Here is an 18315-nt window from a genome sequence, read left to right on the forward strand (position 1 = left end):
AGCTATCTTTCCGAAAGTAAAATTGTATAGGCTATTATGGAAATAACACTACCTACACCTGTCAAATAACCTTCTCCAGAACTTAATGTTAATATTGATAACAAAATAAAATCATTATTATTAAAACTTCTCAATCTAGATATTATAGCCAATATATAAAAAAGCATACCAAACAGACCAACCATTGATAGTAAATCTGTAAAAGAGGCCTCTGCTGGATATCTAGAATAAGGATTACTTTCCTCAGTTAATGCTCCCACTCCAATTAATGGGCTATATAAAAATGCATCTAACTGCCTATCCATAATTTCCTGTCTGGCTCCCAATTCAAATTCACGAACTGTGAAAATTGAATTACTAGCGTCATTATTTCCAATTTCTCTAACTTGAATATTAGAAAAAATTACTCCACCAAGTAAGAAAACAATAAATCCGACTTGAAAGAAGATTTTTTTATTGTAGTTTTTTAAAAGCATTATCGCTGTTATAATTCCAATAGCTAATAATGCACCTCTTGATTGTGTTAAAAATACCATTAGCAGATATGCAACTATCCCTAATAAATCATATTTACTTTTACTCTTTAAATATGAAATAAAAAAAACACTGTATGATAGCATCGAAAAACCGGCGACTATATTAGTATTTTTTGTCCATGCAGCAAATCGCCCCATAATATAAGAATCAGGAATTAATAAAAATGGGATAATAGAAATTAAAAACAATACAGAGAATTTCTTATATGCAAATATGAAAAAATCACTTCTATTTCCATATTGAACTGGATAGGGTAAAAAAGGCAAAATCAATATAAAAACAAATGGAAGCACAGATGAAATTGATTCAAAGCTTAACCCACTAAACAAAATAGTGGAAAGCATTAAGATTAACAGAAATAAAAAATAAAAAATAAAAGACAACCCAATCTTTATAAAAGCTTGGAATTTAAAAAAACAGAAACTTATGAATATATAACCAAAAAAGAATATCCATCTAAATAATTCAAAAAACTCGCTTATTGGTGGCGAATTTGCTAAAGCTAGAGCAAAGCTAAAGTATGTCCCAATTAGGACATACAAAAGCATTTTATTCTTTTTATGCATTGCACTCATTTTAAAAGGCCGCAGCTATCCACAATCATATTTAAGTCAAAATTATGTTTAAATTTTTCAAAATGACGATGTTTTACTAAAATCACATGGATATTTGCAATATTGCTATCTTCCAATGAAATTAACTGAACATTTTCCAGAATATTTTCTGGCAATCTGTCAATATTCGGCTCAATAGCAAAAATATTTAACCCTTGTTCTGCTAAGCTCTTAGTAATTTCTAAAGCAGGGCTTTCGCGCAGGTCATCAATATCCGGCTTAAACGCTAAGCCGTAACAAGCAATAGTTACATCTTTAATGGTTTTTTCAGGGTTTGCTTGCAAGAATTCCGCAATTTTAATTTTAACCTGATCAATCACCCATTCCGGCTTGCTGTCATTCACCTCACGCGCTGTACGGATTAAACGCGCTTGCTCCGGCGTTTTAGCAACAATAAACCACGGATCAACTGCAATACAGTGCCCGCCCACACCGGGGCCAGGCTGTAAAATATTGACACGCGGGTGGCGGTTCGCCAGAGAAATCAACTCCCAAACATTAATGTCTAATTTATCGCAGATAATTGACAGTTCATTTGCAAATGCAATATTGACATCACGGAATGAGTTTTCAGTCAGCTTGCACATTTCAGCTGTACGCGCATTTGTTTTTATACACTCCCCTTTTACAAAGGTTTTGTATAGTTCACAAGCAGCTTTTGAACAGCGGGGTGTCATGCCGCCAATAATGCGGTCATTGCTGATCAACTCCTGCAGCACCTTGCCCGGCAATACGCGCTCAGGGCAATGCGCTATTAAAATATCCGCATCCTCACCGGCTTGCTGCGGGAAAGTTAAATCAGAACGAGCTTCTCTTAACCATGCGGACATTTGCTCAGTTGCGCCGACAGGTGAAGTAGATTCTAAAATAACTAAATTGCCTTTCGTTAAGAATGAAGCCAAAGCTTTGGATGCAGCTTCAATGTATTTTAGATCAGGCTCATGATTATCTTTAAATGGTGTAGGTACAGCAACAATATAGACATCAGCTTCTACCGGCATAGTTTGAGCAGACAGCTTTTTTTGCGCCACTACATCACGGACTAATGCATCAAGGTCTGGCTCTACAATATGAACCTTCCCTTGATTAATCATATCAACAGCATGCTGATTCACATCAACACCTGTCACTTTTATCCCATGCGCAGCAAACGTCGCAGCAGTCGGCAAACCTATATACCCCAAGCCAATAACGCAAATATGTTTAAATTGATTATTCATACTACTTACACTTACTCAGTTATTCTTTAAAAAATCTATAATTTGCTGACATGAAGTGCCATCACCATATGGGTTGTGCGCTTCAGCCATAAGCTTATAAAGATCATTGTTTTCAATTAAATCTATTACTGAACGCTCAATAATCGAAGCATCTGTGCCAACCAGCTTAACCGTGCCTGCTTCCACAGCTTCCGGACGCTCTGTTGTATCGCGCATAACAAGCACAGGCTTGCCTAATGATGGCGCTTCTTCTTGAATGCCACCGGAATCCGTCAGAATAAGATAACTGCGATTCATTAAATACACGAAAGGCAAATAGTCTTGCGGCGCAATTAAATGAATATTTGAAATGCCGGATAACAGTTCATTTACCGGTTTTTGCACATTCGGATTTAAATGCACAGGATAAACAATCTGCACATCAGCATATTTTTTGGCAATATTCGCTAAAGCAGTGCAGATATTCAAAAATCCTTGACCAAAATTTTCGCGGCGATGCCCGGTTACCAGTATCAGTTTTTTACTGCCATCCAAAAAGCTGAATTCCTGTTCAAAATTTTTAATGATATTTTGATCTGTCTCAACTTTTTCTTTTACTTTCAATAACGCATCAATAACCGTATTGCCTGTAACCGAAATTAATGCGGGATTTATATTTTCTTTGATTAAATTATTATAGGAAGACTGTGTTGGGGCAAAGTGATAATTGGCCAAAGCACCGGTCAATTTACGGTTTGCTTCTTCAGGCCAAGGAGAATAAATATCTCCTGTACGCAGGCCTGCTTCCACGTGGCCAATTTTCACTTTATGATAATAGGCGGCCAATGATGCGGCAAATGTTGTCGCTGTATCGCCATGCACCAGCACAATATCAGGCAGCCACTCTTCAAACACCTGCTCCAGGCCTTTCAATACACCAGAAGTTACATCTGAAAGCGTTTGGCCAGGCTTCATTAAATTCAAGTCAAAGTCCGGTGTTAACTGAAACAGCTCCAGCACTTGATCCAGCATTTGCCGGTGCTGCCCTGTAACACATACTTTTGTTTCAAAGTCCCCATTTTGTTCTTTTAACATCAGCGCTAAAGGCGCCATTTTAATGGCTTCAGGACGCGTGCCAAAAACTAAAAGTATTCTTTTCACTATAATTGCCTTATAAACGAAGTGAGCTTTCTTGCTGATCTAATATATATTTCAAATCATATAAAACATGCTTAGGCTTGCCTAAATCATGCATATCCTGCGCCGTCATGGCTTTAAACTGATCATGCGCAACGGCCAAAATCACCGCATCATATGTATTTGGCGCCAGATGCAAAACTGGAGCAAAGCCATATTCATCTTCAACCTCTTCAGGGTCTACCCAAGGATCATAAATATCCAGATCCAATTCATACTCTTTTAATGCTTTTACCATATCCACAATTTTTGTATTGCGGATATCCGGGCAGTTTTCTTTAAAGCTAAGGCCCATCACCAAAATTTTAGAACCAACCACCTGAATGCGCTGCTTCACCATTTCCTTAATTAATTGAGTAGCAACATACTCGCCCATGCGGTCATTTAAACGCCGCGCGGCTAAAATAATTTCAGGATGAAGGCCAATTGACTGAGCTTTATGGGTTAAATAATATGGGTCTACGCCAATGCAGTGGCCGCCAACCAAGCCGGGGCGGAATGGCAAAAAGTTCCACTTGGTTCCCGCCGCTTTGAGCACTTCTTCAGTATCAATACCCATCTTATTGAAGATCAGCGCCAGCTCATTAATCAGCGCAATATTGACATCACGCTGGGTATTTTCAATCACTTTAGCCGCTTCAGCAACCTTAATGCTTGAAGCTTTGTATGTGCCGGCCTGAATAATCAGCTTATAAACCTGATCAATAAACTCAGCGGCTTCTAGCGTCGAGCCCGAGGTGATTTTTAGAATATTAGTTACGCTGCGGTTTTTATCTCCAGGGTTAATGCGCTCTGGGCTGTAACCTGCATAAAAATCCTGATTAAACTTCAAACCTGAAATTTTTTCCAGTACAGGAATGCAGGCTTCTTCTGTCGCGCCTGGGTAAACCGTTGATTCATATACAACGATATCGCCTTTTTTCAAGACGCTGCCAATGCTTTCCGAAGCTTTGATTAAGGGGGTTAAATCCGGCTGCTTAAAATCGTCAATCGGCGTAGGCACAGTCACAATAAAAAAGTTGCTGCCTTTTAAATCACCTGAATTTGCAGAATACTGCAAATGTGTTGACTGAGCTAATTCTTCCGGCGAAACCTCTAAAGTATGGTCTTGGCCGCTTTTCAGTTCATCAATGCGCTTTTGATGAATATCAAAACCTACTACAGGCACTGTTTTGCCAAACTCCACAGCCAAAGGCAAGCCAACATAGCCGAGTCCAATAATTGCAATTTTCAGTTCAGCGAGCTGTAACATTCTATTCTAAGCCTTATATGTTATTTTTTATGCCTATATTTAAGCACAAATTAAAAACCGGCTTAATATAGCAGAAAATGATTAATTTGATATCGCAAAAAATTATTTTTAGAAGGCGATATAGAAAACAGCAGATTAACTGAATACTGTCATAACAGCATAATAATCACCAGCACAGAAACGAAGCAAAATAGAATTGCAGATGCACTGCATAATCTTGACAGCCAATAAACAGCACCCAAAAGTCATAATAAATATTATTATTCATGCATTTACATAGCATAAACAGAATTCCCCCATCAGCGCTAGGCTGGCGGAGCTTCTTAGTATAAAATACCCGCGCTATTATATTAATTTTTAAGCATGCTTCGGCCTCATTGAATATTTATTATTTATATAAAACAGGATTTAGAGTGAGTTACTACCGTTACAGCATTATGCTGGCATTAATTTTAGGAATGACGGGCTGCGCCATCACCTCCGGCCTGCAGACTTATGACCTTCCGGAAGAGGGCGTTTACCAAACCGACTTGGGCACGCAAGTGAATGTGGTAAAGCTCACTCAAGATACCCTGGCGGCGGTTCAGCCGGCGCAAATCAATCAGCAAAGCTATGCGCAGCTATTCAATGCCGGCCATCATAAAAATTACCGGCTCAGCCCCGGCGATATTCTTTCCATTTACCTATGGGCATATCCAGAAATCACCCCGCCAACCAATACCATCAGCAATGAGCTGAGCGTTCAATCCAACGGCTATCAAATTGACCAAAGCGGCTATATTCAGTTTCCGATTATCGGGCGCTACAAAGCCGCCGGAAAACCGCTGGCTCAGATCAATAAGGAACTGCGCAGCCAGCTGTCGCGCTATTTAAAAACTCCCGATGTGATTGCGCGGGTGCTGTCCTATCAGGGCCAGCGCTTCTCCGTACAGGGCAATGTAATGAAGGGCGGCCAATTCGCCTTGAGCGACCAGCCTGTGAGCGTATACACTGCGCTGGGCATGGCGGGCGGCGTGAACACCCAATTGGGCGACAACACCTCCATTACTCTGGTCCGCCAGGGGCAAACTTACAATTTAAACAGCATCGAACTGGAAAAAGCTGGCTATTCGCTGCATAAGCTGCTGCTTCAGCCGGATGACACAATTTACGTCAATTCGCGCGAAAATCAGAAAATTTACGTGATGGGTGAATCAGGACAGAATAAACCGGTTCAATTGCGTGATCAAGGCATGACCTTAAGCGATGCGCTGGGTGAAAGCCTGGGACTCAACCCGCTTTCAGCCAGCCGCAGCAAAATTTATGTGGTACGCAGCAGTCCGAATAACCCGATGACTGAAATTTATCACTTGAATTTAACCAGCATCGGCGACTTCGGTCTGGCTAATCAGTTCAAAATGCGCAGCAATGACATTATCTATGTCGATGCCTCTGGCCTGGCGCGCTGGCAGCGTGTTGTCAATCAGGTTATCCCCTTCTCTAACATGATTTATAATGTTGACCGGCTGGGGCAATAATGCAAATTAAAAATATTTTAGTGGTCTGCATTGGCAATATCTGCAGAAGCCCGATGGCTGAGTATTTTTTAAAGCGGGAATTTCCGGACTTGAAAATTCATTCAGCCGGCATTTCCGGACTGATTGGCCAGCCTGCTGACAGCAAGGCGCAGCTGTGTATGCAGCGCCTGGGCATTGATATGTCAGGGCATATTGCGCGCAGGCTGAATGCCGAATTAATCAAGCAGGCGGACTTGATTTTAGTCATGAGCCAGAACCAGCAAAAGCATATTGAGCAGGCATGGCCTTTTGCCAAAGGCAAAGCGTTCCGCCTGGGGCACTGGCAGGGCAAAAATATCGCAGACCCCTACCGGCATGACCAGGCCGTATTTGATGAAGCCTGCCAGCTGATTCAGCAGTGCGCTGCAGACTGGAAAAAACATATTTAACTATTTTGAAATCCCATTATGAGCCAAAATACCAATACCGAAGATACCATTGATTTAAAAGAGCTGTTTTTTTCGCTGATTGCGCAATGGAAGCTGATTGCGCTCTGCGTGATTTTAAGCCTGGTCTGCGCTCTTCTGTATTTGCGCGCAACGCCGGACACCTATGCGGTCGATGCCCTGGTGCAGGTCGAAGAAAATAAAGGCGCATCGGCTGCGCTTTTAGGCGATCTATCCACAATGATTGACCAGAAGCAGCCGGCTCAGGCTGAAATCGAAATTTTAAGATCCCGCCTGGTCTTAGGCGGCGTCATTCAAAGCCTGAATCTGGACCTGAAAATTTCAGGCACGCAAAATTCCTTCGCCGACCGGCTGTTCAGCCCGCATGCTTATGTCACTGATTACCTGACAAAATCAGTTGTATTTAAAGATGATGCAAAGTCTTTTGAGGTGCGCAGCTTCGACATCCCTGCTACCTACTGCGACAAGCCGCTTGAGCTGCGCTTTGACGGCAATAAATTCAATTTAACAGATGCAAGAACGCAACAAGCGGTGTTCAGCGGCGCCATCAATGCTGACAATAAATTGCAAACAGCACAAGGTTTGTGGCGCATCGCCATTTATACGCAAGACCAGTTTAAAGATGCCTATTCAATTCAGAAACAATCCTTGCCGGCTGCCGTTAACGGCATACTAGCAAATTATTCTGTGGCGGAAAAAGGCAAAATGACCGGCATTCTCAGCCTGAATTACCAAGGCCAGGATAAAGCGCATATCACCAAAGTCCTGAACTCAATTTTGGCAGCCTACAGCCAGCAGAATATTGAACGCCGTTCCGCGGAAAGCGCGCAAACCCTGAAATTCCTGGATGAACAGCTGCCGGACTTGAGAAAGCAGCTGGATACTGCGGAGCGCGAATTCAATAAATTCCGCCAGCAGCACAATACCGTGGATGTGACCAAAGAGTCTGAACTGTACCTGACTCAAAGCGTGGCTTTGGAAACCCAGAAAGCCGAGCTGGAGCAGAAAGTCGCCGAAGCTTCCGCCAAATACACCAGCGAGCATCCGGTGATGCAGCAGATGAATGCGCAGCTGGGCGCCTTGAATAAGAAACTCGGCGAGCTGGAAAGCACCCTGAAGCAGCTGCCGGACTTGCAACGCCGCTACCTGCAGCTGTACCGCGAAGTTGAAGTGAAAACCCAGCTATATACAGCCCTGCTGAATTCATACCAGCAGCTGCGCATCGCTAAGGCTGGGGAAATTGGCAATGTACGCGTAGTGGATACCGCAGTCGAACCAATTAAGCCGATTGCGCCGAAAAAGCTGCAAATTTTAATCCTTTCCATTTTCCTCGGCGGCTTCCTCGGCACCCTGCTGGCCCTGCTGCGCAACATGATGCGTTCAGGCATCAAGGATTCATCGCAGATTGAAAATGAACTGGATCTTCCGGTTTATGCGACCGTGCCGCGCTCGCCGATGCAGGAAAGCCGCATCAAGCTGCTGAAAAAGAAAAAGCATATTCCTGTTCTGGCAGTTAAAAACGGCGATGACATCGCTATTGAAAGCCTGCGCAGCATGCGCACCGCGATTCATTTTGCCCTGAGCGCCGCCCGCAACAACCTGATCATGATTTCAGGCCCGGCGCCGGAAGTCGGCAAATCCTTTATTTCCACCAACCTAGCAGCCATTCTGGCGCAAAGCGAAAAGCGGGTTCTGATTATTGATGCCGATTTGCGCCGCGGCTACCTGCATAAATACTTCAACCATGACAACCAGCCGGGCCTGGCCGACTACCTGAATGGCCAGCAGAGTTTAGACGCAATTGTCAAATCCACTGAAATTGCCGGCCTGAGCGTGATTGCGCGCGGCAAGAGCCCGGCCAACCCGTCTGAACTGCTCAGCTCCGCTAAATTCGCAGCCCTGCTTGAACAGCTTTCGCCACTGTATGACCATGTGATTATTGATACGCCGCCGGTGCTCGCAGTGACGGACGGCATCATTATTTCGCAGTATACCGGCGTAAACTTAGTCATCGCGCGCTATGCGAAAACACAGATGAAAGAGCTGGAGCTGACCGTCAGCCGCTTTGAGCAGGTCGGCGTGAAAGTCAACGGCGTCATCCTGAATGATATTCAGCGCAGCGCCGGCAGCTACGGCTACGGTTACGGCTATAACTATTCTTACGGCTACAAAGCCGCTAAGGATCAGGACTGAGCGCCGGAGGCTTTTAGCATGCTGCGGCGGGCCAAGCCGGCCCGCCGTATTTGTATGAAAAATGTTTTATGTATTCAGCATTTTATAGAATATTGAACTAAACATGACTATGATATTTTTCTCAGCCGCAAGGATATTAGAAAGCTGCGGCCGGGAAAAGTCTGCTAAAATTTCGGCAACTTTTTTACCTATAAAATAATTGTGGGAAAATTTATGAGTAAGGCCCTACCCATTGCTGTCGCTGTTGTTCTAGGCGGTGCTGCGCTTGTTCCTGTTTACTATGCAACTCAAAAGCCCGCTGTGCAGGCTGCCACATCTACGCAGCCCGCTGCCGGCGCATCGGCGGTCGAGAAAATCAGCTATGCGTTGGGTTATGAAGTCGCGCACCAGACGCCGCCTGAATTGAATATTGACAGTTTCGTCACAGGGGTCCGCGCCGGACATGCGCGCGCCAAGCCGGCCTATAGCGAAGAAGAGCTGCAGCAGGCCTATGTGCAGTTCCAGCAGGAAATGCAGCAAAAGCAGCAGGATCAGTCCAAGCAGGCAAAATCCGGCAGCGACTCTTTCCTGACTGAAAATGCCAAAAAGCCGGGAGTAAAAACCACGGCATCGGGCCTGCAGTATAAAATCATCCAGGAAGGCAGCGGCAAGCAGCCGGCAGCCAATTCCATGGTTACCGTGCACTACAAGGGCCAGCTGGCTGACGGCAAAGTCTTTGACAGCTCAATTGAGCGCGGCGAGCCGATTGAGTTCCCGCTAAATCAGGTCATTCCAGGCTGGACTGAAGGCCTGCAGCTGATGAAGGAAGGCGGCAAAGCCACGCTGTACATTCCGTCACAGCTGGGCTACGGCGAACAGGGCGTTCCGGGCACGATTCCGCCAAACAGCACTTTGATTTTCGATGTTGAACTAATCAAAGTGAAATAACAGAGAATTTAAGGAGAGCGCATGCTCTCCTTTTCTTTATAACTTGAGACGCCTTATGAAAATTAAAATCACCCTGCTCAGCCTTGCGCTCTGCGCCGGCGGCGCTTATGCCAAAGACATCAGCAGCAAAAGCAGCGCAGCCGAACAGATCGGCTACAGCTTCGGCTATCTCATGGGCCGCAGCAATGCCGACGCCATGAAAGATATGGATGTCGACGCTTTTGTTGAAGGCCTGAAAGCCGCTTCTCAGGGCAAGGACGCAGCGCTCAGCGACGAGGAAATGGCCCGCGTGCTGACCCAGTATAAAAAGCAGGCCGAAGCCAAGCAGCTGATTGAGCTGAAGCGCAAGGCTGAACAGAATGCGAAAACCGGCAGCGCCTTCCTGGCGGAAAATGCCAAAAAGGCCGGCGTTAAAGCCACCCGCTCCGGCCTGCAGTATCAGGTGCTGCAGCCGGGCAAAGGCAAAACCCCAAAGGCCAATTCAACGGTGAAAGTCAGCTACGAAGGGCGCCTGATTGACGGCACCGTATTTGACAGCTCAATTGCGCGCAATCAGCCCGCCAGCTTTCAGGTCAGCCAAGTAATTCAAGGCTGGAGCGAAGGCCTGCAGCTGATGCAGGAAGGCGCCAAATACCGCTTCTTTATTCCCGCCCATTTGGCTTATGGGCAAATCGGTTCAGGCGATGTGATTGAGCCGAACAGCACGCTGATTTTTGATGTGGAGCTGCTTGAAGTGGCGCCGAAATAAAGCCTTGCAGTTTTTGCCCCGGTGCGCAGCAGGCTTTTATCCGCAGCAGCTGCGCATGCCTGCGCCGGGCTTTTTTTCTTTTCCGCCCCGGCTGCATCAAATGCAGCCTTTAGCTAAAATTTCATAAATAAAATCATCTTATTATGCTTTAATCATGCTATTCCAAAATAACAGAGGCAGAGCTATGGCGCTGACAATAAAAACCCGTGAAATTGAATACACCGCCGCCGACGGCGCAAAGCTGATCGGCTATTTCGCTGCGCCGGAAAGCGCAGCCCCGGTTCCCGGCGTGATTGTGGCGCCGGAATGGTGGGGGCGCAATGAATATACCGAACAGCGCGCGCGCGAACTGGCGCAGCATGGCTACGCAGCCCTGGCCATAGACATGTACGGCGCCAAGAAATCCACTGAGCAGGCCAGCGAGGCTTCGGAGTGGATGATGCAGACCTTTGCAGATCCGGAAACAATTGTGACCCGCGCGTCTGCGGGATTAAGCGCATTAGCGCAGCAGCCTGAGGCAAATCCGGATAAACTGGCAGCAATCGGCTTCTGCTACGGCGGCAAAGTCGTGCTGGATTTAGCCCGCTCCGGCGCCGGCCTGCGCGCCGTGGCGACTTTCCATGCTGCTTTGGCGCCGAAAGCGCCGGCGCAGGAAGGCGCAGTTCAGGCGGAAATTTTAGTCATGCATGGCGCGCTGGACAGCATGGTGACGCTGGATGACGTGGCCGCCTTCCGCGCAGAAATGCAGGCCGCCAAAGTCCGGCATGAAGTGCTGATTTTTGCAGGGGCCAAGCACGGCTTCAGCAACCCTTTGGCGGATGAGCGCGCCAAGGCCAATGGCGTTGACTTAGGCTATAACGCAGCCGCTGAACAGCAGAGCCTGGAAGCCATGTATGCGCTGCTGGCGCGCAGCCTTAGCGCCTGAATAAGCCCGGCGCCGGGCCGGCGGAAATAAATTCAATCACTTTGGAGGAAAAAACGATGACTGACAACAACTGCCCATACTGCAATTATGATGAATATGAAGTGATTGCAAAAAATGATTTTGGCGTCGTGCTGCCTGAACCGAAAAGCCTATCCAAAGGGCATTGCGTCATTATTCCTTTGCGCCATGTCAGCTCTTTTTTTGACGTGACGGACAAGGAGCGCAAAAGCCTGCTGTCTTTGCTGGAACAGGCGCGCAATGAATTGAACATGCTGCACCATCCGGCAGGCTTCCATATCGGCTTCAATGACGGCGCGGTATTTGGCCAGGCGGATGAGCATCTGCATATCCATATTATCCCGTGCTATGAAAATCAGGCTTTGCAGCTGGACGCGCGCTGGGGCTTCACCGGCTGATTCCCGCCGGCGCAGCAAGGTTCCTCCGCGGAGCCTCCTGCGCCTCGCTTCAGCCCTTCCCTTCAAGCCGCCTACCGGCGCGGCCGCATTCCGCATGCCTTAAACCGGATCAGCGTTTTTCCGGATTATTCCGCTCCGGCGGAAATTTCACTCAATAATTCCATGTATACTGAAGCAGTTTTCCTGCGTGCTGTCCTGCTTTATGTTTGTATTTTCTGATGCCCTGCTGGCCTGGTTTGACGTGCACGGCCGCCATGACCTGCCGTGGCAGACCGCGGATGACCCTTACAGAGTTTGGGTCTCTGAAATCATGCTGCAGCAGACCCAGGTCAAAACCGTGCTGCAGTATTTTGGGCGCTTCATGCAGCGCTTTCCTGCGGTGCAGGATCTGGGCCGGGCCAGCTGGGATGATGTCGCCCCCTATTGGGCCGGGCTGGGCTATTACGCCCGCGCGCGCAACCTGCACAAGGCTGCCGGGATTGTCGCCCGCCAGGGCAAATTCCCTGAAACGCTGGATGGCTGGATTGCGCTGCCCGGCATCGGCCGCTCCACCGCCGGCGCGCTGATGTCGCTGGGCCTGCGCCAGTACGGCGTGATTATGGACGGCAATGTCAAGCGGGTGCTGGCGCGGTTTTTTGCCATTGAAGATGACCTGTCCAAGCCGCAGGCTGAGCGCGCAATGTGGGCCCTGGCCGAACAGCTGTGCCCGCAAAGCCGCAATCATGACTACACCCAGGCCATTATGGACTTGGGCGCCACCGTCTGCACGCCGAAAAAGCCGCTGTGCCTGTACTGCCCGATGCAGCAGCGCTGCAAAGCCCATCAGCAGGGCATGGAAACTGAACTGCCTTTCAAAAAGCCGAAAAAAGCCGTGCCGGTGAAAGACGGCCAAGTGCTGCTGCTGTGTTCAGGCGGGGAATGGCTCTGGCAGCAGCGCCCGGACAGCGGCTTATGGGGCGGCCTGTGGAGCCTGCCGGTTTTTGAGCAGGCGCAGGAGCTGCAGCAGGCCGCGCAGGGCTTTGGCTTAAAGCCGGCGGCGGCGCGCGCGCGCATTACCCACAGCTTTACCCATTTCACCTGGCAGCTGGAAGCCTTGACCTTCCATGCGCCTGAAGATCAGAAAGAGCATCTGGCCATAGAGCTGAACGGGCAATGGCTCAGCCCGGAAAGCGCCGCGGCTCTGGGCATTCCGGCAGCCATGAAAAAATTGATCTCTGCAGTGAATCTGTGACATAGTCAAGGCAGGCCCAATGAGGCACTGACAATAACCACAGAAAGGAAAATTCCGTGCTGCGCCTTACCGCTGCTGCTATTATCGGACTGCATATTTTACTGCTCGCTGCCTGCACCTCGGCGCCCAAGCGCCCTGCTTCCGGCGGCCTGCCGCCCGCTCAGGTGCAGAAGCTGAAAAGCATGCTCCTGCCCGGCAGCCTGCCGCTGCCGGTCGGCAATGCCCAGCGCCAGGCGCTGCAGGACACCTGGGGCGCATCGCGCAGCCGGGGCCGCGCGCATGAAGGCATCGACATCCAGGCTCCACGTGGAACCAAAGTCTACAGCGCGACCGATGGCCTGATTGCCGACCTGCGCAGCAATAATCTGGGGGGCAAAGTGGTCTGGATCATCGGCCCGGCCGGATCATGGCACTATTATGCGCATCTGGACGGGCATAAGCGCGGGCTGAATGTCGGCGACAGCATTAAAAAGGGCGACCTCATCGGCTATGTCGGCAACAGCGGCAACGCGCGCCATACCGCGCCGCATCTGCATTACGGAATTTATCTGGACGGCAAAGGGCGCGGCGCAGTCAACCCATTTCCCTATTTACGCTAATTATCAGGAATTATGCATGTCAGAAGCATTGATCAACCGCCTAGTCGAATTTGCCGAATCAGGCAATCAGCAGAAAATCGTCTTAGCCGGGCAAAGCCATCAGGGCTGGATTATGGAAATTACCGAAGAAGCCCTGCTGATCAGCACCGGCTATGCCGACAAGTCCGGCAAGGATGTCTGGATCCAGTTTGCGGATCTGGATCAGGCGTCTCTATTTTACTGGGACAATAACAATGACCAATGGGCTGCATTCCAGCTTTAACTTTCAGGGAGGCTGCTTATGACGCTGCAGCGCTGCGGCTGGTGTTCCAACGACCCGCTTTATATGCAATACCATGATCAGGAATGGGGGCGCCCGGCGCATCAGGAGCAGCATTTATTTGAAATGCTGTGCCTGGAAGGCCAGCAGGCGGGACTGTCCTGGATTACCGTGCTGAAAAAGCGCGAAGCTTACCGGCAGCACTTTTTCCGCCACAGCATTGCGGATATCGCCGCCATGAGCGACAGCGCGCTGGAAGGCAAGCTGCAGGACGCCGGCCTGATCCGCCATATCGGCAAGCTGAAAGCCATCCGCGACAACGCAGCCGCCTGGGAGCGGATGAAGCGGGAGAATACCGATCCTGCGCAGTGGCTCTGGTCATTTACCCGGCAGCAGAGCCTGGACAATGATGTGCCGGACTATAAGGCGGCCCCGGCGCAGACGGCGGAAAGCCTGCAGATGTCGAAAGCCTTAAAGAAGCTGGGCTTCAAGTTTGTTGGCCCGACCACCTGCTATGCCTTTATGCAGGCGGTGGGCATGGTCAATGACCATGAAAACCGCTGCAGCTTTAAATACCCCTTGAATTCCGAATAAGCCAGGAGCCCCGCAATGTCCAGCAATCTTATCCGCGCTTACGCCGCCATGCAGGCTGGAGCCGCGCTGCAGCCCTATCAGTTTGACGCCGGCGAACTGCAGCCGCATCAGATTGAGGTTAAAGTTGAATACTGCGGGCTGTGCCATTCCGACCTTTCCGTCATCCAGAATGACTGGCAGTCTTCGGTTTATCCTGCGGTTGCGGGCCATGAAATTATCGGCACTGTCATGCGGCTGGGCGCTGAAGCCAAAGGCTTAAAGCTGGGGCAGCGCGTCGGCATCGGCTGGACGGCGGAAAGCTGCCAGCACTGCGCGCCGTGCATTTCAGGCCGGCAAGTCCAGTGCAGCGGCGGCAAAACCGCAACTATTATCAGCCATGCCGGCGGCTTTGCCGATAAAGTCCGCGCCGGCTGGCAATGGGCCATTCCCCTGCCGGATGGCCTGGACCCCGCGTCTGCCGCCCCGCTGCTGTGCGGCGGCATTACCGTGTTTGACCCGCTTCTGGCGCATAATATTCAGGCGGTGCATCATGTCGGCGTGATCGGCATCGGCGGCCTGGGCCATATCGCCATTAAGCTGCTGAAAGCCTGGGGCTGCGAAATCACCGCCTTCAGCTCCAGCCCGGATAAAACTGCGGAGCTGAAAGCGATGGGAGCTGACCATGTCGTGGACAGCCGCGACGCGGCAGCCCTGAAAGCGCAGCGCGGCAAGTTTGACCTGATTCTGAGCACGGTGAATGTCACGCTGAACTGGAGCGCCTATTTAGCCGCGCTGGCGCCAAACGGCGCCGTGCATATGCTGGGCATGGCTTTGGAGCCGATGCAGATTCCCGCCGGCATGCTGATCAGCGGGGCAAAATCGCTGACGGGCTCATCAACAGGCTCGCCGGCGGCGTTGCGCCAGCTGCTGCAGTTCGCAGCCCGCAAGAATATCACGCCACAAATTGAGCTGTATCCGATGTCGCAGATTAACGCGGCCATTGCGCGCCTGCATTCCGGCCAGGCGCGCTACCGGATTGTGCTGCAGGCGGATTTTTAAGCCGCCTGCCCATCCTGCAGGGCCGCTCTGACCCAGTCCGCCAGCAGCAGAATCGCCGCCTGAATTTCAGCCGACAGCTCATGGCCGGCGTTCAGGCGGATGCAGTTGCTGTAGCGCCGGTCTTCGCCGAACAGCAGCCCCGGCACAATATTGATGCCCTGCTCCAGCGCATAGCGGTACAGCGCCATGCTGTCAATCTGCGCAGGAAACTGCAGCCAGAGCACATAGCTGCCTTGCGGCTGATTCAGGCGCAGTTCTATGCCATGAAAGGCCTGAATGATGAACTGGCGGTACTGCTGCGCCTGCTGCATCAGCTTCGGGCGCAGCTCCCCCAAATGCTGGCGGTAAGCGCGGCTGTAAATCAGGTCCGCCAGCCCCAGCTGCAGCGGGGTATTGACCGAAACATTCTGCGTAATCAGCCGGGCGTGCAGATGCTGCAGGCGCTGCGGCATGCAGAACCAGCCGACGCGGTAGGCGGAAGACAGCGATTTCGACACCGAGCCGCAGTAAATGACATAGCCGGCGTGGTCCCAGTACTGGATCGGCAATGGCCGGGCGGCCGTGAAGCTGCATTCGGCATAGATGTCGTCTTCAATCACATGGCACTGATATTCGGCTGCCAGCCGGGCGATTTTTTCCTTGTCCGCATTGCTCAGGCAGAAGCCCAAAGGGTTCTGAAAATTCGCCGTCAGCAGGCAGGCTTTGGCGCCCGACTGCTGCATCGCCTGCTCCAGCCGCGCTAAGTCAAAGCCTCCGGTATTGGCCGGGATTTCTATGATTTTGCGCTTCAGCAGGGCCAGCAGCTGCAGCTGGCCGTTATAGTTCGGGGTCGGCACAATAATGCTGTCGCCCTCTGCGGTCAGGCTCTGGATCACCACCGAAAGCGCCGGCATGCAGCCATTGCTGATATAGACCTGCTCCGGCGCAATGTGAAAGCCGTCCTCGGCCCAGTGCGCGGACAGGGCTTCCCGGAGCTGGGCATGCCCCTGCCGGTCGCTGTAGAGGAAATCTTCAGGCCGGCAGCGCTTTAAGGCGCGCTGGATGGAGCGGCGCAAAGCCTCCGCCGGCACCAGATTCGGCGAAAGCTGGATGGAGCCTAAATGAATCAGCCGGCTGTTGATGGCCGCGGCCTGAATCTGAATCTGCAGCTCCAGATTCGAAACATCCCGCGCATTGGCCTGAAAATCCGGATGCTCCGGCACAGCTACGGGCTGATTCTGCGCCTGCGCAAAATAGCCCAGTTTCGCTTTTGCATAAATCAGGCCCTGCGCTTCCAGCCATTCATAGCAGCTTTTTGCGGTATTCAGGCTGATCCGCTGCTGCTGCGCAAACTGGCGCAGCGGGCTGAGGCGCTGTCCCGCGCTGATTTCGCCGCGGTAAATTTTCTGCGCAATCTGCTGCGCCAGAAGCTGATACTGAAACGCTGCCATCTTCCTGTACCCATTTTTTAATATTTGCTGTATCTGTACCCGTTAAATTAACAGATTTAAGCTTGCCGTACAGTTTTTCAGTACAGGATGGCGCCTTTCATGCAAAAAATAACAGCAGCTTCAAATGCTTTGATCATCTGCCTGAGCTTGGCGGCCTGCCAGCCTGAAGCCGGAAATGCGCAGGCGCAGCAGCGGAATTTTGTCTGCAAGGCGCTGATTGAGGGCTTTTTAAGCGCGCAGCAGCTGAACCGGTACGAGCTGCATCAGATTCAGCCGGCGCAGCAGGGCGCTGAGCTGTATATCTATAAGGCCCAGCCAGAGCATAGCGCAAGCGTGATGCCGCAGCAGCGGAAGCTGCATTTCGCCTGCCAGCAGGCATCCGCCCGGAAATTTCAGATTCAGCTGTCCGGCCCGCAGCAGGAAAATGCGCAGGCGCTGCTCAGCGTGGAGCTGCCGGAACCGGCGCAGCTGAAAGCGCTGACGGCTTTCAGCCTGAACCCGCAATAGCGGCGCAGCCTGCAGGCCGCGCCGGCGCCTTATTTCAAAATTTCCGGCAAGGCCGGCTGCGCATTGCCCTTGGCCAGTTCCGCCTTCATTTTCTGCAGCATCTGATAAGGCTGCTGCTGCACAAACATATTCACCACCGGCAGCGGAATAGAGCCTTCGGGATTGGCATAGCCGTAGGTGGAAACCTTGACCTTCTGCGGGCCTAATTTCTGAAAAGTCCAGTCGCCTTCATACTGGCTGAGGCGCACATAAGCGCTGTTCGGCTGGGCCGCCTTTTTCACGGCCTTATTCTGAATGCTGACAATGCCCTGCGCATCCTTGCGCATTGTGCCCTGCACAATCAAATCGCGGTCCTGCAGCGGAAAAGGGAAATCCAGCACCATATGCAGCTGGAATTCGCCTTTTTTATCATCCCTGGACAGCAGCTTGACGCTGCCCAGATAGGGCACCCAGTCCGCCGCATGCTCGACATTCAGAATCAGCGCCACCGCCTGCTCAATCGGCACATTCAGCGTGGTTTCCGCCCTGTACATGAAAACCGGATTCCGGCTGTCCTGAAAGGTCCAGACCTTAATATTGTTTTTATTGATGCTGAGCTTGGCAGGCGCTGCCGGCTTGGCCAGCGCTGCGGCGCTGAAAGCCGCGGCGCAGGCCAGCAGTAGGATTTTTTTCATTGCATTCTTCAT

Annotated in this window: 19 protein-coding genes; 13 read left to right on the plus strand and 6 right to left on the minus strand. The window is 50.6% G+C overall.

Annotated elements, in window-relative coordinates; genetic code table 11:
- Positions 1–2: 2 nt before the first annotated feature.
- The 4 genes from BEN74_RS10465 to tviB are packed head-to-tail and all read right to left on the minus strand — an operon-like array spanning position 3 to position 4799.
- The gene (locus BEN74_RS10465; RefSeq protein ID WP_068908865.1) at positions 3–1112 is read right to left on the minus strand and encodes an O-antigen ligase family protein; all 1110 of its coding nucleotides are present in this window, start codon (positions 1110–1112) and stop codon (positions 3–5) included.
- Complete coding sequence (wecC, locus tag BEN74_RS10470; protein WP_068908863.1) at positions 1109–2371, minus strand: UDP-N-acetyl-D-mannosamine dehydrogenase; 1263 nt, start codon at positions 2369–2371, stop codon at positions 1109–1111. Before wecC ends, BEN74_RS10465 begins: the two co-directional genes overlap by 4 nt.
- Positions 2372–2386: 15 nt before the next feature.
- Complete coding sequence (gene wecB / locus BEN74_RS10475; RefSeq protein ID WP_068908862.1) at positions 2387–3511, minus strand: non-hydrolyzing UDP-N-acetylglucosamine 2-epimerase; 1125 nt, start codon at positions 3509–3511, stop codon at positions 2387–2389.
- A gap of 10 nt (positions 3512–3521) precedes the next feature.
- Positions 3522–4799 (minus strand): Vi polysaccharide biosynthesis UDP-N-acetylglucosamine C-6 dehydrogenase TviB, encoded by a 1278-nt coding sequence (tviB, locus tag BEN74_RS10480; protein WP_068908860.1) that lies wholly within the window; start codon positions 4797–4799, stop codon positions 3522–3524.
- Between the two features lie 437 nt (positions 4800–5236).
- On the opposite strand from tviB, the gene BEN74_RS10485 reads away from it, so the two are divergent.
- From BEN74_RS10485 to ahr, 12 genes are all read left to right on the plus strand, one after another.
- Entirely contained in the window at positions 5237–6316 is a 1080-nt protein-coding gene (locus BEN74_RS10485; RefSeq protein ID WP_416240776.1) for a polysaccharide biosynthesis/export family protein, read from the plus strand.
- Positions 6316–6744 (plus strand): low molecular weight protein-tyrosine-phosphatase, encoded by a 429-nt coding sequence (locus BEN74_RS10490; protein ID WP_068908856.1) that lies wholly within the window; start codon positions 6316–6318, stop codon positions 6742–6744. The genes BEN74_RS10485 and BEN74_RS10490 overlap by 1 nt, the downstream gene beginning before the upstream one ends.
- A gap of 18 nt (positions 6745–6762) precedes the next feature.
- A complete protein-coding gene (locus BEN74_RS10495; protein ID WP_068908853.1) occupies positions 6763–8955 on the plus strand; it encodes a polysaccharide biosynthesis tyrosine autokinase in 2193 nt (730 codons plus the stop codon).
- Between the two features lie 213 nt (positions 8956–9168).
- Positions 9169–9882: an FKBP-type peptidyl-prolyl cis-trans isomerase gene (locus BEN74_RS10500; protein ID WP_068908851.1), complete on the plus strand. Its 714-nt coding sequence runs from the start codon at positions 9169–9171 to the stop codon at positions 9880–9882.
- A gap of 55 nt (positions 9883–9937) precedes the next feature.
- Positions 9938–10630: an FKBP-type peptidyl-prolyl cis-trans isomerase gene (locus tag BEN74_RS10505; protein ID WP_068908849.1), complete on the plus strand. Its 693-nt coding sequence runs from the start codon at positions 9938–9940 to the stop codon at positions 10628–10630.
- A gap of 184 nt (positions 10631–10814) precedes the next feature.
- Entirely contained in the window at positions 10815–11555 is a 741-nt protein-coding gene (locus BEN74_RS10510; protein ID WP_068908847.1) for a dienelactone hydrolase family protein, read from the plus strand.
- 56 nt (positions 11556–11611) lie between these two features.
- Positions 11612–11971, plus strand: coding sequence for an HIT family protein (locus BEN74_RS10515; protein WP_068908920.1), 360 nt, complete (start codon positions 11612–11614; stop codon positions 11969–11971).
- A 202-nt stretch (positions 11972–12173) separates the two neighbouring features.
- Complete coding sequence (mutY, locus tag BEN74_RS10520; RefSeq protein WP_068908845.1) at positions 12174–13202, plus strand: A/G-specific adenine glycosylase; 1029 nt, start codon at positions 12174–12176, stop codon at positions 13200–13202.
- Positions 13203–13258: 56 nt separating this feature from the next.
- Entirely contained in the window at positions 13259–13801 is a 543-nt protein-coding gene (locus BEN74_RS10525) for a M23 family metallopeptidase (protein ID WP_068908844.1), read from the plus strand.
- 16 nt (positions 13802–13817) lie between these two features.
- A complete protein-coding gene (locus tag BEN74_RS10530) occupies positions 13818–14063 on the plus strand; it encodes a hypothetical protein (RefSeq protein WP_068908842.1) in 246 nt (81 codons plus the stop codon).
- Positions 14064–14081: 18 nt separating this feature from the next.
- Entirely contained in the window at positions 14082–14654 is a 573-nt protein-coding gene (locus BEN74_RS10535; protein WP_068908840.1) for a DNA-3-methyladenine glycosylase I, read from the plus strand.
- A 15-nt stretch (positions 14655–14669) separates the two neighbouring features.
- A complete protein-coding gene (ahr, locus tag BEN74_RS10540) occupies positions 14670–15692 on the plus strand; it encodes an NADPH-dependent aldehyde reductase Ahr (protein WP_068908838.1) in 1023 nt (340 codons plus the stop codon).
- Here the strand turns inward: ahr and BEN74_RS10545 are convergent.
- The gene (locus BEN74_RS10545) at positions 15689–17122 is read right to left on the minus strand and encodes a PLP-dependent aminotransferase family protein (protein WP_068908836.1); all 1434 of its coding nucleotides are present in this window, start codon (positions 17120–17122) and stop codon (positions 15689–15691) included. The genes ahr and BEN74_RS10545 overlap by 4 nt on opposite strands.
- Positions 17123–17221: 99 nt before the next feature.
- On the opposite strand from BEN74_RS10545, the gene BEN74_RS10550 reads away from it, so the two are divergent.
- Positions 17222–17629 (plus strand): hypothetical protein, encoded by a 408-nt coding sequence (locus tag BEN74_RS10550; RefSeq protein ID WP_068908918.1) that lies wholly within the window; start codon positions 17222–17224, stop codon positions 17627–17629.
- 29 nt (positions 17630–17658) lie between these two features.
- Here BEN74_RS10550 and BEN74_RS10555 read toward each other — a convergent pair whose 3' ends face one another.
- Positions 17659–18303, minus strand: a complete 645-nt coding sequence (locus BEN74_RS10555) for an START domain-containing protein (RefSeq protein WP_068908915.1) — start codon at positions 18301–18303, stop codon at positions 17659–17661.
- Positions 18304–18315: the final 12 nt, after the last annotated feature.

The organism is Acinetobacter sp. WCHAc010034 (genome assembly GCF_001696615.3).
Lineage (GTDB): Bacteria > Pseudomonadota > Gammaproteobacteria > Pseudomonadales > Moraxellaceae > Acinetobacter.